Raw genomic sequence first — 16,358 nt, 5'->3', positions numbered from 1 at the left:
ACAGACCCCTTACGCCAGCCGGTTCTGAATGAGGAACTCCGCGAGCTTCTGCCCCGCGTCACCCTCGTCGACGATCTTCACGCCCGCCTCACGCGGCGGCTTCTCACTCAACCCGATCACGATCGACCGCGACACATCCGCCCGATGCGCATCGACGTCCAGATCAGCGAGCGACAACGTCTCGAACGGCTTCTTCTTCGCCGCCATGATCCCCTTGAAGTTCGGGAACCGCGCATCCGGCAGCGCCTCGGTGATCGAGATCACCGCGGGCAGCTCCGCCGACACCGCCACGCTCGCGCCATCCGAGCCGCGCACCCCCGACACCTGACCCTCGCCGATCTCCACCGAGTTCAGATACGTCGCGGCGGGCACATCCAGCAACTCTGCGACCATCGATCCGAGCACGCCGCCCGAACCGTCAGTGGACTGATTCCCGGCGATCACCAGATCGAAGCCGACCCGCTTCACCGCCGCCGCGAGCACCTCCGCCGTGAGCCCCAGATCGGCGCCGAGCAGCGCCTCATCCACGACCTGCACCGCAGATGCCGCCCCCATCGCGAGGCCCTTGCGCACCGTCGCCGACGCCGACTCCGGAGCCACCGACAGCACCACGACCTCGGTGCCGGCGTTCTTGTCTGCGTACGACAGCGCCACCTCCAGCGCCCGCTCGCCGATCTCATCCAGCACGGACTCGCTCGCCGCACGGTCCGCCAGACCCGTCTCGAGACTGAGCTTGCGATCTCCGTACGTATCCGGGACTTCCTTGACCAGGACGACGATCTTCATAGCCATCTCCTCACGCTGCGCACGAGTCTAGAGCGCGGTCAGGTGTGCACCCAATCGATAGGAGGCACCCCACAACGCCACTCCACACACCGTCTCGCACCCCGGTCGGTCGCGCGCCAGACGCTACGGTGGGACCAGGAGGTGCCCGTGTCCACCAGCCGACGACTCCCGGTCGACCCGATCGCCGAGGCGAAGCGCCAGTGGGTCGACCACGGCTGGGAGCCCGCCGCCGCCGGCATGACCGCCGTCACCTCGATCATCCGTGCACAGCAGCTCATGTTCGCCCGCATCGACGCGACCCTGAAGCCCTTCGGCCTGTCGTTCGCGCGCTACGAGATGCTGCGACTGCTCGCCTTCACCCGAGCGGGACGGATGCCGATGGCCAGCGCCATCGCACGGCTCCAGGTGCATCCGACGAGCGTCACCAACACGGTCGACCGTCTCGCCCGGGACGGGCTCGTCTCTCGCGAGCCGCATCCCATCGACGGGCGCGCGGCGATGCTCGTGATCACGCCGGACGGCGTCCACCTGGTCGAGGACGCCACCGCGGCGCTCAACACCGAGGTCTTCGAGCAGGTCGGCCTGACCGACGAAGACACGGCGGAGCTGGTGCGGATCATCGCGCGCTTCCGCAAGGACTCCGGCGACTTCACCGACCCGCGGCCGCAGCCCGACCCGCTCTGAGACCCGTCGCGGCGGCGGATCCCGCCGACCCGGCGGCGGGGCGTCAGCGGTTCGTGAAGTCGGGGCGCCGCTTCTCGCGGAAGGCGGCCATGCCCTCCTTCTGGTCCGCCGTGTCGAACAGGCTCGCGAACACGTGGCGCTCGAGCCGCAATCCCTCGGCGAGCGGCACCTCCAGCGCGGCGTCCAGCACGGCCTTCGCCGCGTAGGCCGACGGCAGCGACTTCGCCGCGATGGCGTCCGCGAGCTTCGCCGCCTCGTCGAGCAGGTCTGCGGCGGGCACGACGCGCGAGACGAGCCCGGAGCGTTCGGCCTCCGCGGCATCCATCATCCGACCCGACAGGATCAGATCGGCGGCCTTGTAGTAGCCGACCGCGCGGATGAGCCGCTGCGAACCGCCCATCCCTGGGATGACGCCGAGGTTGATCTCGGGCTGTCCGAAGGTCGCGGTGTCGGCGGCGAGGATGATGTCGCACATCATCGCCAGCTCGCAGCCACCGCCGAGCGCGTAGCCCGAGACGGCGGCGATCACCGGCGTGCGCACCCCGGCGAACTGCGCCCAGCCGCCGAAGTGGTCGGCCATCAGCATCTCGAGGCCCGACTTCGACTCCATCTCCTTGATGTCGGCCCCCGCGGCGAAGGCGCGCGCCGATCCCGTGAGCACGATCGCGCCGATGCCCTCATCGGTGTCGAAGGCGGATGCCGCGGCCACGACGTCCTTCATGGTCTGCGTGTTGAGCGCGTTGAGCGCTTCGGGACGGTTGAGGGTGATCCATCCGACGCGGCCCCGCGTCTCGACGAGGATCGTCTCGTATTCGGTCATGGCCTCTCCCGGCGTTTCGGCGTCATCGCAGCACCTCGATCGTAGGCGGCGGATGCCGCTCGCGGCCGTCGATCGCACATGGGTAATCCTCCCCATGTGCCGTTCGCGAGGATTCGATTAGCGTGAACTCGGCGCCGGAGAACGGCCCGCAACGTTTCGAAGGGGATGGATCATGGCGGATTTCAAGGCTTCATACGGTGAGATGGAAGCGATGTCGGGCAAGCTCGAGAACGGCCGCGAGGAGATCGGCGACATCCTGCGCCGTCTCAAGAGCGACGTGGATCGCCTGCTCGGCGACGACTTCAAGACGCAGCACGCGTCGGGCAAGTTCGGTGAGGGCTACACCGAGCTGACCACCGGTCTGGAGAAGGCCATCGAGGGCATCTCCGACATGGGCGAATCGCTGCGCAAGATGCAGCAGGCGATCAAGGACACCGACCAGGCACTCGCCGGCAACTGACGACGTGCGGTGGGAGGGGGACGGACGTCCTCTTCCCACCGTCCTCTAGAGGGGGAGTGCCATGGCCGACGTGTACATCAAGGTCGACCACTTGAACCGGCTGAACGGGTCGCTCAAGCAGATCATCGTCGAGTTCGAGGATGCCGAGGAGCGCACCGACGACCTCCAGGAACTCATCGGCCGGCCGGACGGCCGCGGCGGGCTGCACAAGCGCACGCACGAGTTCGAGGGCGGCTGGAACGACCGGCGCAAGCAGCTTCTCCAGAAGCTGTCCAACATCCAGGCGGCGGTCGAATCGACGTGCGAAGGGTGGCAGGAGTTCGACCTCGAGCTCTCGCGCGACCTCTCGCTGCGCGAGTCCGACGCCGACAACCTCCCCGTGCGCTGAGCAGGAACGACCGATGACGACGATCTACACCAACAGGCAGCACCGCGTCCACGTGATCGAGGGCGACGCGCAGGGCATCATCGACCGCGGGCGGGAGATCTCCCGTCTCGGACGGCAGATGATCGGCGCCGCCGGCGTGCTCAGCGCGATCGCCGACGGAGCAGGCGAGGAGAAGGGGCGCTCGATCGAGCGCATCAAGGAGGAAGTCGGCGACGCGCACGAGGAACTCGCGCTCGCAGGTGAGCGCTACAAGCCCACCGGCACGGCGATGACGACCTACGGGCACGCCCTCGACAGCGTGCAGAGCAAGCTGCGCCCGCTCGTGCTCGAGATCGAGCAGGCCAAGCGCCAGCTCGAGGCGAAGAAGGCGGCGGCGGAAGACGCGCAGGAGACGGCCGAGGGCTCCTCCGACTACGACCCCACCGACTCCACGGCGCAGGGCGCCCACGACGCTGACCGCTGGCAGGCGCGCGAGGCGGGCATCGCCGCCGGCAACGCCAAGATCTACCTCGACGGGCTGCTCGACGATTTCGACGGCCAGTGGAACGCATGGGACGAGGCGTACGACGCCGCGCTCAACGCGATCGAGGACGCCACCGACGGCAACGTCAGCGACTCCTGGACCGACAACATCGCCGACATCGTGCAGATCATCGTCGACGTGGTCACGGTGATCGGGCTGGTCGTCACGATCGCGGCGCTGATCATCGGCGGCCCGATCCTCGCGCTCATCGCCGTCGCACTCGCGGTGGTCGTGCTGCTGGGAACGCTGATCCTCTACGACGCGGGACGCGCCGACGGCGGCGACCTCGCGTGGGCGATCGTCGGCGTCCTTCCCTTCGGCCGCCTCGGATCGCTCTTCAAGGCGGGCTCGCGTCTGCAGGCGCTCAAGTTCTTCGCAGGGCCGGTCTTCGAGATCGGCGACGCCGTCAGCGACCTGCGCCGGCTGCGCGGCATCCGGACCGCCGTCGAGGCGATGGGCTCGGGCCACGGCCTGGGCAGTGCCGCCCGCGCCGGGCTCGCCTCGCGGATCGCCGACACCTTCTCAGGCCTCCGCTGGGGCGACATCGGGCGCGGCACACTGTGGGCCAACATCAACCGGGGCGGCGGCGCCTGGACCGTGAACATCGCGGAGGAGTTCGCGAGCTACTCGGCCCACCACCAGTCCGCGGTCAACGCGGTGTCGGATGCCGCGGACCTCGTCTCGCGCGGCACCGAGGTCCTCGACCTCCCGCAGCGTCTGCTGAACTACGGCGACTTCGGAGTGAAGGCATGGTCGTTCGGGCGCGACACCGGGGAAGTCGTGGGGAACGTTCAGGAGATGCTGAACCCGTTCGAGCTGCCGGCGGACATCGACACGTGGCGCGAGCAGCTGTCGCGCTAGCCTGATGGAGATGGCCGAGCTCACCAGACCTGTCCCCGACTATCGGCTTCTGCTCCCCGACGGCTGGGAGCAGCTGCCCGCCGACCGAGCGGGCGTCGATGAGCTGATCCGGCGGACGTCGGCCGTCTTCCGGGAGCAGCACCGCCCCGAGCTCGACGTCGAGATGCGCACCATGCTCGAGGTCGCCTACCGCAAGATGCTGCAGGCGAACGCGTTCGCGCTCTACCTGCAGACGGCCGCCGTCGAGTCCCCCCTACCGATGTCGATCGTCGCGTCCGTCGTCGAGGGCCAGCTGGGCGGCACGCTCGATCGCCAGGTCGCGCAGCTGTTCCGCGACAAGGGTGCGGAGTTCCTCACCGATGACCGGTCGATCCTGCGCTGGGAGGCCGACGTGGCTGCGCGCAAGGAGGTCGAGGGCGCCGGGGCCCACGTCGTCGACTATCTGATCCCGGTGCCGGGCACGCAGCGCCGCCGGGCGCTGCAGTTCACGACGACGATCCCCGTGCCGGTCGGGGTCGACGTCGACGTGCAGCCCGTCGTGGACGGGCTGGTCCACCTCAGCGACCTGCTCATCAGCACCTTCACGTGGGAGTCCCCAGCGGCATGATCCCTTACCACCTCGACTACGACGCCGCCGCCTGGGTCCCCGTCCCCGCCGACGATGGCGACGGATGGCCTGAAGCGGTCGTCGACCACTACGCCGCCGAGCTCGGCAGCCTCACTCCGGCGCTCGAGGGCGCACTGCGCCGGGTAGGCGAGACCGCTCTCCGGATGCGCACCGAGCTCACCGGCCATCTCCTCGTGTTCTGCCCGGTGTCCCTTGCGCCGGCGATCGGGTTCATCGGCATTCAGGTGCTCGAGGATGCCGAAACCGAGCTCGACGCCGCGGTAAAGGACGACCCGGCGGCCGTGCTGCTTCCGAACGTCGAGACGATCGACGACGAGTACTGGGGCACCGGACGCCGCGCCGCCGTCGTCACGGGATCATCGCGCGAGGACGCACAGGGCGGGCGATTCAACTACGCCTTCCGCCGTGGGAACTCCCTGCTGGTGGCCACCGCCTTCGCCGACACCATTCCGTACGCCACGGTCATGCAGCCCTACGCCGATCGGCTCGTCCTGTCCGTGCGGATGGAGGACGAGTGACCGAGCTGCGGGACTGTGCTGTAGCGACCGCGCAGACGCTTCCCCTCACGCCCGATGCTGCCCCCCGCGCCGTCGCGCGCGGCCTGCAGGAGTCGCTCCTGACGAGCCTCGAGCTCGGCATCCGGGATCGCCTGGCCACAGTCGACCGCCGCTTCGCTGCCCGCGTCGCGGTCTGGGAGTCGGGCGCGGACAAGGCGCCGCGCGCGCCGCGGATGGTGACCCCGTGGCCCGACTTTCTGGGCTCGCTCGCCGTCGCCGGCGCGATGGCCTCGGCGGCCGGAATGGGGCGGCTGACCGGAGGAACCGAGATGAACAGCCTCCCCGTCGTCGCGCCGACCGTCATCGTGAGCTACGCGGTTGCTTTCGTGCTCTTCGCCGTGGGCGTCGTCTTCGTCCGACGAGAACGCGATGCGCTCCTCGCGGAGTACGAGGACTCGCGAGCCGTGACGCGCGAGACGGTCTTGGGTACGAGCGCCCTCTTCGCAGTGATCTGCCTGATCGCGATGATCGTCCGCCTCTTCACCGACGACGTGTTCCCCGCCGCGATCGCGGCGACCGCCGTGGCAGTTCTGGGTGCGATCGTCACCCTGCTGCTGGCGGTCGGAGCGTGGCGTCTGGCCAAGGCGAGCGCGGCCGGCGGCAAGTGGATCCAGCGCCCCAAAGGGACCGTGCGGGGCCGGCAGCGCAACGAGGCCCTCAGTGCATCCGAGGACGCGCGCGACGAGGCCGCCGCCGTCCTCGAGGACGTCTCTCCGGAGACGCGCGACGAACTGGCCGAGGCGTATGCGGCCGCGGCCGCTGAGATCGCCTCGCGGCGCGTGCTCCCCGCGAAGACCGTCAAACGGCTGGTACCCGGCGACTGGATCGCCGCGCGCTACGACGTCGAGGTGTGACGCTCCGGGTCAGGCGCTCTCGTCGCGGATCGTTTTGATGATGCCCGAGAAGTCCTGCCCCGCTCCGTCGCCGTCCGCGTAGTCGCGGTAGATCTCTCGCGCGAGCATCCCCATGCGCGCCTCGACGCCGGTCGACACGATCGCGTGCTCGGCGAGCCCGAGGTCCTTGTTCATGAGCGCGCCGGCGAAGCCCGGCTGGTAGTCGCGGTTCGCCGGGCTCGTCGGCACCGGCCCCGGGACCGGGCAGTTCGTGGTCAGCGCCCAGCACTGCCCCGACGCGTTCGAGGCGACGTCGAAGAGCGCCTGGTGCGAGAGGCCGAGCCGCTCGCCGAGGACGAACGCCTCCGCGACGGCGATCTGCGACACCGCGAGGATCATGTTGTTGCAGACCTTGGCGGCCTGCCCCAGCCCGGCTCCGCCGCAGTGCACGACGCGGCGACCCATCGCCTCGAGGATCGGGCGCGCGGCCTCGAAGTCGTCGTCCGAGCCGCCGACCATGAACGCGAGCGTCGCGTTCTCGGCGCCGACGACCCCGCCCGAGACGGGCGCATCGAGCGAGCGGTGACCCGCTGCTTCGGCGAGTTCGTGCGCTGCGCGCGCCTCGTCGACGGCGATGGTCGACGAGTCGATGAACAGCGTGCCGGGAGCCGCCGCGGCGAGCAGTCCCTCTCCCCCGTCCGCCCCTCGGTACGCGTCGAGCACCTGCGTGCCCGACTGGAACATCGTGATCACGACGTCAGCGGATGCCGCGCGCACCGCCTCGGCGCCGGAGGGCTGGACGCGCAGACCGGCGGCGGCCGCGGCATCCGTCGCTCCGGAGAAGACGTCGAACCCGACGACGTCGTGGCCCGCGGCGGCGAGGTTGCGGGCCATCGGGAGCCCCATGTGGCCCAGGCCGAGGAAGGCGATGCGCATGTCAGGCCCCCAGCAGCTGGCGGCCGATGATGACGCGCATGATCTCGTTCGTGCCCTCGAGGATCTGGTGCACGCGAAGGTCGCGCACCACCTTCTCGATGCCGTACTCGTGCAGGTAGCCGTATCCACCGTGCAGCTGAAGGGCCTCGTTCGCGACCCGGAACCCCGCGTCGGTGGCGAAGCGCTTGGCCATCGCGCATTGCATCGAGACGTCGGGAGCCTTCGCATCGAGGGCTGCCGCGGCATCCCTCACGAGGGCGCGCGCTGCGCGCAGCTCGGTCGCCATGTCGGCCAGGGTGAAGACGACGGACTGCTTCTCGGCGAGCGCCTCGCCGAACGTGAAGCGCTCCTGCACGTACCGCAGCGCACGGTCGAGGGCCCACTGGGCGCCGCCGAGCGAACATGCGGCGATGTTGATGCGCCCGCCGTCGAGGGCGGACATCGCGATCTTGAAGCCCTGCCCCTCGCTGCCGAGCATGCTCGTCGCGGGCACGCGCACCTCGTCGAGGATGACCTGGCGCGTGGGCTGCGCGTTCCAGCCCATCTTCTTCTCGTTCGCGCCGAAGGACAGGCCCGCGGTGTCGGCGGGCACCAGGAAGGCCGTGATGCCGCGCGCGCCGGGCTCGCCCGTGCGCGCCATGACGATGTAGACGGAGGACGAGCCCGCACCGGAGATGAACTGCTTGACGCCGGTCAGCACGAAGTCGTCGCCGTCGCGGATCGCGGTGGTGGTGATCGCCGCGGCGTCGGATCCGGCGCCCGGCTCGGTGAGGCAGTAGCTGCCGAAGCCCTGCATCGAGGCGAGGATCGGCAGCCATTCGTGACGCTGCACCTCGCTGCCGTAGGTGTCGATCATCCACGCGACCATGTTGTGGATCGTGATGTAGGCCGCGATCGAGGGGTCGCCGGCGGCGAGCTCCTCGAAGATGGCGACGGCGTCGGAGCGCGAGAGGCCGGTGCCGCCGACGTCCTCGCGGACGTAGATGCCGCCGAGGCCCAGCTCGCCCGCGCGGTGGAGGGTGTCGGCGGGGAAGGTCTTGGTCTCGTCCCACTCGAGCGCGTGAGGCGCGAGCTCGGTCTGCGCGAAGTCGCGCACGGCCTCGAGGATCGCGGCGCGCTCGTCGTCGGACAGCGCCGGGACCGGGGTGGTGATCGTCATGGACATCGTTGCTCCTTCAGCCTCACCACGACACCCTCGTGAGGCATCCTGATGAAAGTCACCGTGCCTTCTTCAGCACGTTGCTGATTTTACATGGACTTCCATGTATCTGCGAGGGGTTCGGAGCAATCGTCCCCCGCAGGGGATCAGGATTCGTCGGGCTCGGCGTCATCTCCGGCCCAGACCGCCCCGTCGAGCAGGATGTCGCCGAGGTCGGGTGCGCCCGGCGGTGGTCCCGAGCCGACGGCACGATAGCCCCGCGGAAGGTCGTCGACGAGCTGTCCATCCCTCGGTCCGTCCCGGAGCAGATACGGCATGCACGGCACGCTACGCGGGTGATACCCCTGTACGCAGGACGGTTGCGCGGCGGCGCGATTCGGGATAACGACACGCCTCCAGCGGACCGAGCATGGCCCTCGGCGGGCAAGTGCCGTACGTTTGCGATCGAGGACGACGGCTCGCACGAGGGGAGACCAGATGCCGTTTCGCAGTCTGGAGACTCTGGAGGAGTGGCTGGCGGAGTTCCGCACGCTCGGGTATCCGATCGCCGGTTCGCTCAAAGTGATGCAGCAGGACGCCGACCCCGGCGCCGACACGGGGCTCGTGGGCGTGCGCCTCGCGAACGCGGCGACGGTGACCTACCTCCAGCCGGAGGCGCCCTACTCCCCGAGGTGGGTCGTCACCATGGAGTCCCGCGAGGAGCCGGTGGTGCTCGACTCGGGCGGACTGATGAACCTCGCCGGCGAGCTCGCGATGATCTCGGCGCTGTGCGCGTTCCTGCAGGCGAAGTCCGCCGGCTACCTCGAGCGCGATTCGGTCTGATCCCGCGGGCGCGCCGTCAGCGGCGGCCGCGCTCGACGGTCGCCGAGGTCAGCGACTCGAGCAGCGCGGTGAAGGTGTCCGTCTCGCTCTCTTCGATCTCATCGACACCGAGGTCGAAGTCGTTGTCGAATCGCGACAGCTGCGACCACGGGTCCTCGTCGAGGTCGACGGTGACCGAGATGCGGTTCACGCGGCGGTCGTCGGGGTCGACGTCGCGCCGCACGATTCCTCGTTCGACCAGCCGGTCGATGAGCGCGGTGATCCCCGCGGAGGTGATCCCGAGGTGGTCGCGAAGCTGCGTCGGACGGATGCCGGGATACGCGGCGATGTGCAGGAGGGCCTTGGCGTCGCCATCCCCGAGGCCGAGCTCGCGCCGCGCAGCGCCCATGGCGTCGGCGCGCGCCTGAACGTAGACCTGCAGAGCGGCGCGGACACGGGAAGGACCGGAGCGCATGCGGACCCCCTCTGCTCAGACGCGAACAGGGATAGCATACCCGATAACTAGATGAGTGAATGATTAGATTGTTTACCTAAATGAGTGAAATACCGGTACAGTGGGGCTCACGACGCAACCTTGAAGGAGGGACGCATGGGACAGCTCTACTACGGCGACACCGCGGAGCCGATCGACATCCCCGACCGCCTGCTCGCTCACTTGAAGGTCGTCATCACGACCAAGCTGCGCCGCGCCGAGAGCTTCACGCTCACCTGGCGACACGAAGACGGCACTTCGTCCGGCCGCTCGTCGCTGTGGCTGCAGGAATCCATCCCGCTGCGTTTCGTCTTCGACTCCGCCGAAGCCGAGCAGCTCGACCCTGAAGCGCTGCAGGACATGGCCCACCGCGCGTCCTCCTCGAGCGGGCTCGTCGTCGACTTCGACGACCTCCCCGCCGAGCGCAAGATCGCGACCCTGGTCGCCTGAGCGGTTCACACGACGGAGGGGCCGCGGCGAACGCCGCGGCCCCTCCTCCGTTCATCCGGCTCAGTGCGCCCAGCAGCGCGGCGGCTGCGGCTTGCCCTGCTTCTCGACGAGCACCACGACCGACCGCGCCGGCACCGAGATGGTGCCCGACGACGTGGCCCACGTGGTCTTCTTGACCACGGGGTCCGAGCCCTTCGCCTGTGCGGGCGTGAGCACGAAGCTGCGGCCGGCCAGCTTCGGCACGGTCTGCGTCGTGGCATTCGGCGAGGCGTTGAACACCACGAGCGCACCGGCGAGCGCCGGGTCGACGTTCGGGCCGACCTTGTCATCGATGAGCATCACGATCACGCCGGGCGCGGCATCCGGTCCGCTGTTCGGGAAGGTGACCTTCTGCTCGATGAGCTTCGCCGACCCCAGCTGCAGCAGGCCCACCTCCTCGCGGACGCGGAGCAGATCCAGAGCGGATGCCTCGGCCTTCGCGATGTCGGAGGCGCCGGGCTTGAGCGCCGGGTTCTCGAGAAGCGGCTTCATGAACGACCACTTGTCGGCGTTGTCCGACTCGCGCGGCAGACCCGACCCGAAGGTCGACTCCTTTCCGGTCCAGTCGATGCGGTTGAACCAGTCGCCGGAGTTGTAGCTGTTGCGGTCCAGCGACTTGGAGCGCAGCAGCTCGGTGCCGGCGTGCCAGAACGACGGGGTCTGCGAGAACGTCGTCGTCGCGAGCGACAGCGTGTTCATGCGCACCCGGTCCGCCATCGAGGTGTCGACCGGGAGCTTGAAGACCTGGTGGTCGTACAGCGTCTCGTTGTCGTGGGCGTCGACGTACGTGATGATCTCGTCCGGCTGGTCTGCATAGCCGGCCGATGCGCCGTTGTAGTCGAACTCGTCACCGGCCTTCACGGTGCCGTCCGCTGCCGTCATCGTGAAGTCGCGCAGGTTCCCGGCGAGGCCGAGCTTGACCAGGTCGGTCTTGCGCGCGAGGTCGCCGGCCGCATCGCCCGGCACGCCCGGCCGGTCGTTCGGATCGGTGAAGAGCCCGGTGCCGAAGCCCTGGTAGAAGATCGACGAGCCGTCGACCGGGCTGCCGCCGTGCACGGCGTCGCGCAGCCGGTCGCTGAACGTGCCGATGCCGGTGCCGCCGAGCTGTCCCTGGGTGGCCTGCTCGAAGAGGGAGTTGTTCGCGACCTCGCCGAAGTTCCAGCCCTCGCCGTAGAGATAGATCGCCTTGCCGTTCACGCCGTCCTTCTTGAGGGTCAGCTCGTCGAGCGCCGCCCGGATCTCGAGCATGTTCTGCTTCGAGTGGTGCCCCATGAGGTCGAAGCGGAAGCCGTCGACCTTGTACTCGCTCGCCCAGAGGACGACCGAGTCGACCATGAGCTTCTGTGCGACCTCGTGCTCGGTCGCCACGTTCTGGCAGCACGTCGAGGTCTCGACGTTCCCGGCCAGGTTGAGGCGGTGGTAGTACCCGGGCACGACCTGGTCGAGCACCGACTTGTCACCCTGCCCCGACTGAGCGGTGTGGTTGTAGACCTCGTCGAGCACGACCTGGAGTCCGAGCCCGTGCAGGGCGCCGACCATCTCGCGGAACTCGTGCACCCGCGCGCCGCCCTCGGGGTCGACGGCGTAGGAGCCCTCGGGAGCCGAGTAGTGGTACGGGTCGTAGCCCCAGTTGAAGCCGTCCTCGTCGGCGATCGCTTCGATGCAGGCCTGCTGCTCGGTGGCTCCGGGTCCGTACGAGGCGAGGTCGCAGTCGGGCGTCTTCTGCTTCGTGCGGTCCTCCTCGATCGAGGCGATGTCGAACGTCGGCAGCAGGTGCACGGTGTTGATGCCCGCGTCCGCCAGCTGGCGCAGCTGCTTCGTGCCGGCGCTGTTGCGCGTGAACGCGCGGTAGGTGCCGCGCTCGGCCACGGGGACGCTCTCGTCGGTGATCGAGAAGTCGCGGACGTGCAGCTCGTAGATCGCGCGGTCCACCGAACGCTTCACGATCGGGGCCTTGGTCTTCTCCCACTGCTTCGGCGCCCACGCCTTGTCGTCGAGGTCGATCGCGACCGAGCGCTCGGAGTTCGTCGTCAGCGCGACCGAGTACGGGTCGGTCACGAGGTTCGTCTCGATCTCGCCCGTGGACGGCGCGTACACGACGACCTCCCACAGGTACTCGTCGCCCTTGAGCGAGGTCGCCCCCTTGACCGTCCAGATTCCGGATGCCGCATCCCACGTCGCCTCATGGCGCTGCGGGTCGCCGGCGGCGCCGGCCTCCCACGTGAGAAGCGTCGCGGACTGCGCGGTCGGCGCCCACAGGCGGAACGTCGGCTTCTTCTTCGCGAAGGCCACGCCGAGCGCGGCATCCTCCACCTCATCGGCATACAGGTCGTCGAGAACGCCGGGGACCTGCACGCCGGTGAAGGCGCGGAGGGATCCCGCGGCATCGCGCTGCGACACCTTCAGCTGGCCCTTCAGCAGGGCCGCGGCATCCACCCCCTCGACCCGCAGCGCGGTGAAGCCGGCGAGCGCCGGGAACCGTGCCTTCTGCGCGTCGGTGAGCCCGCCGTCGATGCGGGCCAGATCGTACGCGTCGCCGCCGGTCACCTCGCCGTCGGCCTGAACGAGGGATGCGTCGTCGGAGGCGTGCAGCTGCCACGTCGCGTCAGCGGCGGTCGATCCCAGGTCCTTCGGCCATGCGATCGTCTCGGCGTCGATCCAGTGCGCGCGGAGCTCGCCGGTGCCCGCGAGGGGCGGGTCGGTGGCCGTGACCGTGAGCACGTGCGTCTCCAGGTCGTACCGGAACGTGGTGACCTTGCCCGCGCTGGCGCTGAAGGTGATGTTGGCGCCGCCCGGGGCGCCGCCCGCACCGTAGTTCTCGTCCCACGACAGGTTGTGCGCGACCTTGACGTCGTACGAACCGGTCGGCAGGTCGTCGGTGGTGAACTGGAAGACGCCGTCGCGGTTCTTGTCGAACATCATCGTCGCCAGGCATTCCGGTGCCCAGTCCCCGGCGCAGCCGAGCTCGCTCTGGAGCGAACCGGGCAGGGTGATCACGGGACCGTCGGCCGTCGACCAGATGTTCTTCGTGCGCGGGTCGAAGTAGAACGTGATCGCTCCGCCGTCATGATTGAGCACGATGTCGGAACCTCCCGGCGCGCCGCCGGCGCCGTAGTTCTCGTCCCACGACTTCTCGACGGCGACCTTGTACGCGTAGTCGCCCGCGGCGAGATCGGCGATCTTGAGGCGCCAGATGGTGCTGTCCACGAGCTCCATCTGCACGTTCGCGCAGTCGGGCTGCCAGTCGCCGGGGCACCCGGCCTCGCTGTTGAAGCTGCCCGGAACGCTCACGAACTCGTACTCCGTCGGCTCCTGCGGTTCGGGCTCGGACGGCTCCTCCGGCTCCTCCGGCACGGTGGTGTTCACCCCGTTGCCGACCGAGGCGTAGGTCGATCCGGCCGAGCGGTGGCCCGCGGCATCCGTCGTCACGGCCCGGTACTCGACGAGCGTTCCTGCCGCGAGACCGGTGACGTCGTGGAAGACCCGCGGAGTGGTGTCCTCGGCGGTGCCGAGCGCCTGCCACTCGTCGTCGCCGACCACGCGCCACGCGAAGCTCGTCTCCGACCACGCGTCGTCCGCGACGTCGGCACCGACCGGCGCGACGCCGGTCACGCCGGCTCCGGCCTCGGGCACGGTGACCGTGAGGTCTCCGGCCTCAGCGGGCGCACTGACCTTCTTGTCAGCGGTGAACACGACGGCCGACAGGGCCGGGACCGTCACCGAGCCGACACCGGCGGCGTCGGTCGTGAAGGCCTGACCGCCCCCGTAGAGCGGCGCGAACGAGGCGCCGTTCGTGAGGGTCGGGATCGAGACGGTGCGGGCCGACGTCGCGTTGTTCGTCGCGACGAGATACTCGACCTGGTCGACGCGATCGACGCGGCTGAAGGCGTAGACGCCGGCGGCGGCATCCTCCACGAAGCGCTCGATCTGCGCACCGGTCGCCAGCGCGGGGTGGCTCGAGCGCAGCTCGGCGAGGGCCGCGATGTGCCCGTACAGCGGCGCCGCGGTGTCGTAGCGATCGATCTGGCCGAGCTGGCCGCCGGTGACGAGCGGCTGGTTCGCGTAGTCCGCCGTCTGCGTCGCGAACAGGGTCTGGCGGGCATCCTTGTCGCCGCCGGTGCCCGCGAATCCCTGCTCGTCGCCGTAGTAGACGACCGGCTGGCCGCGCGTCAGGTACATCAGCTCGTGGGCGAGCTCGTCGCGCTGCTGCGCGTCGGCACCGGCGAGGAAGTAGCCGATGCGTCCCATGTCGTGGTTGCCGAGGAAGGTCGGCAGGGCGGTGGCCGACGAGTCCGGCGTCGTGTACATGTCGTCGCCCGCGAACAGCGTGCGCAGGCCGCTGGGCTTCGCCGACGTGCCGGTGCCCTTCGCGTATGCGGTCGCCGCGCTCTGGAACGTGAAGTCGAGCACCGAGCTCATGTCGGAGTTGCGCACGTACGGCGACAGCTTCGCCGGGTCGGCGTCGTAGACCTCGCCGAACATGAAGAAGTCGTCCTTGCCCTGCGCGTGGGCGTAGTCGAGCACCTCGGTCGACCACTTCTCCCAGAACTCGAAGTTGACGTGCTTGGCGGTGTCGATGCGGAATCCGTCGATCCCCAGGTCGACCCAGTCCTGGTACACGTCGACAAAGCCGTCGACGACGGTCGGATGCTCCGTCATGAGGTCGTCCAGACCCACGAAGTCGCCGAAGGTCACCGACTCACCCGCCCAGGTCGAGTCGCCGCGGTTGTGGTACAGCGTCGGGTCGTTCAGCCACGCCGGCACCTTGACGTCCTCGTCGGCCGCGGCGATGAGCGGCGCGTACGGGAAGCTCGTCGCGGGGTCGAGGGCCGGGAAGGTGTCGGTGCCGGCGTAGGTGGCGGGGTCGAACTCCTCGCCCGCGGCATCCGTGTAGGGCCGGGTCTCCTGATCGACGTAGGCGTACTGCCCGCCGTCGTAGGAGATCACGTCGGCCGTGTGGTTCGTGATGATGTCGAAGTAGACCTTGATGTCACGGTCGTGCGCGTCGGCGATGAGCGCCTCGAGCTCGGCGTTCGTGCCGAGGTGCGGGTCGATCTGGGTGAAGTCGGTGATCCAGTACCCGTGGTATCCGGCGCTCGCGTTCGCCCCGGTGCCCTGCACGGGACGGTTCTTGAAGCTCGGCGTCAGCCAGATCGCCGTCGTGCCGAGACCCTCGATGTAGTCGAGCTTCGACCGGAGTCCGGCGAGGTCGCCGCCCTGGTAGAAGCCCTTGTCGGTCGGGTCGAAGCCGTGCGCGAGCCGGTCGCCCGCGATCCCGGCGGTGTCGTTGGACGTGTCGCCGTTGGCGAAGCGGTCGGTCATGACGAAGTAGAACTGCTCGTCGCTGCCGGCCTGGCGCACGGGGTCGGCCACGAGGGCGTCATCGGCCGCCGTGTAGTCGCCGTCGATCGGCACGTCGGTGATCCCCACGCGCTTGGTGTTGTCGTCGAACACGAACCGCAGCTTCGCGGGGCCCGCGATCGTCAGCGGGATGTTGTCGCCGCCGCCGTTGAGTCCGTACGACTCGGTCCACGCGTCGTCCACCGCGACCTTGTACTCGTACGAGCCGGCGGGCACGGTGAACTCCTTCTCGTACACCCCGGCGGTGCCGGTCGCGGCGAGTTCGGTGGCGGCGCACTCCGGCTGCCAGTCCGCGGAGCAGCCCAGCTCGGACTGCAGACTGCCGACCAACGCGAAGGTGCGGTCGGCCGCGGCGGCGGGAGCGACGACGATCACACCCCCGGCGAGGACGACGGCCGCGGCGGTGAGGATGGCGGCGGAACGGCGGACACGTGCGGCTGTCGGCTTCGACAAGGGGACTCCTGGGGAGGAATGGCACGACGACGTGCCGGGGTGCAGTGTGCTGCCGACGCTAGCGCGAGACGGGGCAATCCTGCAAGCGCTTACATGATGAGAGTGCCCTCATTTTCGGATGCCGCC

The 16,358-nt window shown here is 69.2% G+C and carries 16 protein-coding genes; 9 read left to right on the top strand and 7 right to left on the bottom strand.

Annotated features, from left to right (window positions below):
* Positions 1–9: 9 nt before the first annotated feature.
* A complete protein-coding gene (locus tag OL358_RS07600) occupies positions 10–786 on the bottom strand; it encodes an electron transfer flavoprotein subunit beta/FixA family protein (protein ID WP_264709365.1) in 777 nt (258 codons plus the stop codon).
* A 147-nt stretch (positions 787–933) separates the two neighbouring features.
* Here OL358_RS07600 and OL358_RS07595 point away from each other — a divergent pair, with 147 nt between their 5' ends.
* Entirely contained in the window at positions 934–1,470 is a 537-nt protein-coding gene (locus OL358_RS07595) for a MarR family winged helix-turn-helix transcriptional regulator (protein ID WP_264709364.1), read from the top strand.
* A 43-nt stretch (positions 1,471–1,513) separates the two neighbouring features.
* Here the strand turns inward: OL358_RS07595 and OL358_RS07590 are convergent, their stop codons facing one another.
* Positions 1,514–2,290 carry an enoyl-CoA hydratase gene (locus OL358_RS07590; RefSeq protein ID WP_264709363.1) on the bottom strand — a complete coding sequence of 259 codons (777 nt, stop codon included), beginning with the start codon at positions 2,288–2,290 and terminating at the stop codon, positions 1,514–1,516.
* A 172-nt stretch (positions 2,291–2,462) separates the two neighbouring features.
* On the opposite strand from OL358_RS07590, the gene OL358_RS07585 reads away from it, so the two are divergent.
* The 6 genes from OL358_RS07585 to OL358_RS07560 all read left to right on the top strand — a co-directional run bounded on the left by OL358_RS07585 (position 2,463) and on the right by OL358_RS07560 (position 6,561).
* Positions 2,463–2,750, top strand: coding sequence for a WXG100 family type VII secretion target (locus OL358_RS07585; protein WP_264708497.1), 288 nt, complete (start codon positions 2,463–2,465; stop codon positions 2,748–2,750).
* A gap of 61 nt (positions 2,751–2,811) precedes the next feature.
* Complete coding sequence (locus OL358_RS07580; protein WP_264709362.1) at positions 2,812–3,138, top strand: hypothetical protein; 327 nt, start codon at positions 2,812–2,814, stop codon at positions 3,136–3,138.
* Positions 3,139–3,151: 13 nt separating this feature from the next.
* Entirely contained in the window at positions 3,152–4,522 is a 1,371-nt protein-coding gene (locus OL358_RS07575) for a hypothetical protein (protein ID WP_264709361.1), read from the top strand.
* 10 nt (positions 4,523–4,532) lie between these two features.
* The gene (locus OL358_RS07570; RefSeq protein WP_264709360.1) at positions 4,533–5,129 is read left to right on the top strand and encodes a hypothetical protein; all 597 of its coding nucleotides are present in this window, start codon (positions 4,533–4,535) and stop codon (positions 5,127–5,129) included.
* Complete coding sequence (locus tag OL358_RS07565) at positions 5,126–5,668, top strand: hypothetical protein (protein ID WP_264709359.1); 543 nt, start codon at positions 5,126–5,128, stop codon at positions 5,666–5,668. Before OL358_RS07570 ends, OL358_RS07565 begins: the two co-directional genes overlap by 4 nt.
* Positions 5,665–6,561 (top strand): hypothetical protein, encoded by an 897-nt coding sequence (locus OL358_RS07560; protein ID WP_264709358.1) that lies wholly within the window; start codon positions 5,665–5,667, stop codon positions 6,559–6,561. Before OL358_RS07565 ends, OL358_RS07560 begins: the two co-directional genes overlap by 4 nt.
* A 9-nt stretch (positions 6,562–6,570) precedes the next feature.
* Here OL358_RS07560 and mmsB read toward each other — a convergent pair whose 3' ends face one another.
* The 3 genes from mmsB to OL358_RS07545 all read right to left on the bottom strand — a co-directional run bounded on the left by mmsB (position 6,571) and on the right by OL358_RS07545 (position 8,952).
* A complete protein-coding gene (gene mmsB, locus OL358_RS07555; protein ID WP_264709357.1) occupies positions 6,571–7,476 on the bottom strand; it encodes a 3-hydroxyisobutyrate dehydrogenase in 906 nt (301 codons plus the stop codon).
* 1 nt (position 7,477) lies between these two features.
* Positions 7,478–8,641, bottom strand: coding sequence for an acyl-CoA dehydrogenase family protein (locus OL358_RS07550; RefSeq protein WP_264709356.1), 1,164 nt, complete (start codon positions 8,639–8,641; stop codon positions 7,478–7,480).
* A 140-nt stretch (positions 8,642–8,781) separates the two neighbouring features.
* Positions 8,782–8,952 (bottom strand): hypothetical protein, encoded by a 171-nt coding sequence (locus OL358_RS07545; RefSeq protein WP_264709355.1) that lies wholly within the window; start codon positions 8,950–8,952, stop codon positions 8,782–8,784.
* 160 nt (positions 8,953–9,112) lie between these two features.
* On the opposite strand from OL358_RS07545, the gene OL358_RS07540 reads away from it, so the two are divergent.
* The gene (locus OL358_RS07540; protein ID WP_264709354.1) at positions 9,113–9,457 is read left to right on the top strand and encodes a hypothetical protein; all 345 of its coding nucleotides are present in this window, start codon (positions 9,113–9,115) and stop codon (positions 9,455–9,457) included.
* A 16-nt stretch (positions 9,458–9,473) separates the two neighbouring features.
* Here OL358_RS07540 and OL358_RS07535 read toward each other — a convergent pair whose 3' ends face one another.
* Positions 9,474–9,911, bottom strand: a complete 438-nt coding sequence (locus tag OL358_RS07535) for a MarR family transcriptional regulator (protein WP_264709353.1) — start codon at positions 9,909–9,911, stop codon at positions 9,474–9,476.
* A 135-nt stretch (positions 9,912–10,046) separates the two neighbouring features.
* Here OL358_RS07535 and OL358_RS07530 point away from each other — a divergent pair, with 135 nt between their 5' ends.
* Entirely contained in the window at positions 10,047–10,379 is a 333-nt protein-coding gene (locus OL358_RS07530) for a hypothetical protein (RefSeq protein ID WP_264709352.1), read from the top strand.
* A gap of 60 nt (positions 10,380–10,439) precedes the next feature.
* Here the strand turns inward: OL358_RS07530 and pulA are convergent, their stop codons facing one another.
* Positions 10,440–16,232 (bottom strand): pullulanase-type alpha-1,6-glucosidase, encoded by a 5,793-nt coding sequence (gene pulA / locus OL358_RS07525; RefSeq protein ID WP_264709351.1) that lies wholly within the window; start codon positions 16,230–16,232, stop codon positions 10,440–10,442.
* Positions 16,233–16,358 lie beyond the last annotated feature (126 nt).

The organism is Microbacterium sp. SSM24, assembly GCF_025989145.1.
GTDB lineage: Bacteria > Actinomycetota > Actinomycetes > Actinomycetales > Microbacteriaceae > Microbacterium.
Note: the sequence above shows the minus strand (reverse complement) of the source record. Positions and strands in the feature narration are given on the sequence as shown.

Coding starts and splice junctions, on each gene's coding strand:
- OL358_RS07545 (WP_264709355.1), bottom strand. CDS start 8,952: ATGCCGTATCTGCTCCGGGACGGACCGAGGGATGGACAGCTCGTCGAC.
- OL358_RS07600 (WP_264709365.1), bottom strand. CDS start 786: ATGAAGATCGTCGTCCTGGTCAAGGAAGTCCCGGATACGTACGGAGAT.
- OL358_RS07580 (WP_264709362.1), top strand. CDS start 2,812: ATGGCCGACGTGTACATCAAGGTCGACCACTTGAACCGGCTGAACGGG.
- OL358_RS07565 (WP_264709359.1), top strand. CDS start 5,126: ATGATCCCTTACCACCTCGACTACGACGCCGCCGCCTGGGTCCCCGTC.
- OL358_RS07570 (WP_264709360.1), top strand. CDS start 4,533: ATGGCCGAGCTCACCAGACCTGTCCCCGACTATCGGCTTCTGCTCCCC.
- OL358_RS07585 (WP_264708497.1), top strand. CDS start 2,463: ATGGCGGATTTCAAGGCTTCATACGGTGAGATGGAAGCGATGTCGGGC.
- OL358_RS07590 (WP_264709363.1), bottom strand. CDS start 2,290: ATGACCGAATACGAGACGATCCTCGTCGAGACGCGGGGCCGCGTCGGA.
- mmsB (WP_264709357.1), bottom strand. CDS start 7,476: ATGCGCATCGCCTTCCTCGGCCTGGGCCACATGGGGCTCCCGATGGCC.
- OL358_RS07535 (WP_264709353.1), bottom strand. CDS start 9,911: ATGCGCTCCGGTCCTTCCCGTGTCCGCGCCGCTCTGCAGGTCTACGTT.
- OL358_RS07540 (WP_264709354.1), top strand. CDS start 9,113: ATGCCGTTTCGCAGTCTGGAGACTCTGGAGGAGTGGCTGGCGGAGTTC.
- OL358_RS07575 (WP_264709361.1), top strand. CDS start 3,152: ATGACGACGATCTACACCAACAGGCAGCACCGCGTCCACGTGATCGAG.
- OL358_RS07530 (WP_264709352.1), top strand. CDS start 10,047: ATGGGACAGCTCTACTACGGCGACACCGCGGAGCCGATCGACATCCCC.
- OL358_RS07550 (WP_264709356.1), bottom strand. CDS start 8,641: ATGTCCATGACGATCACCACCCCGGTCCCGGCGCTGTCCGACGACGAG.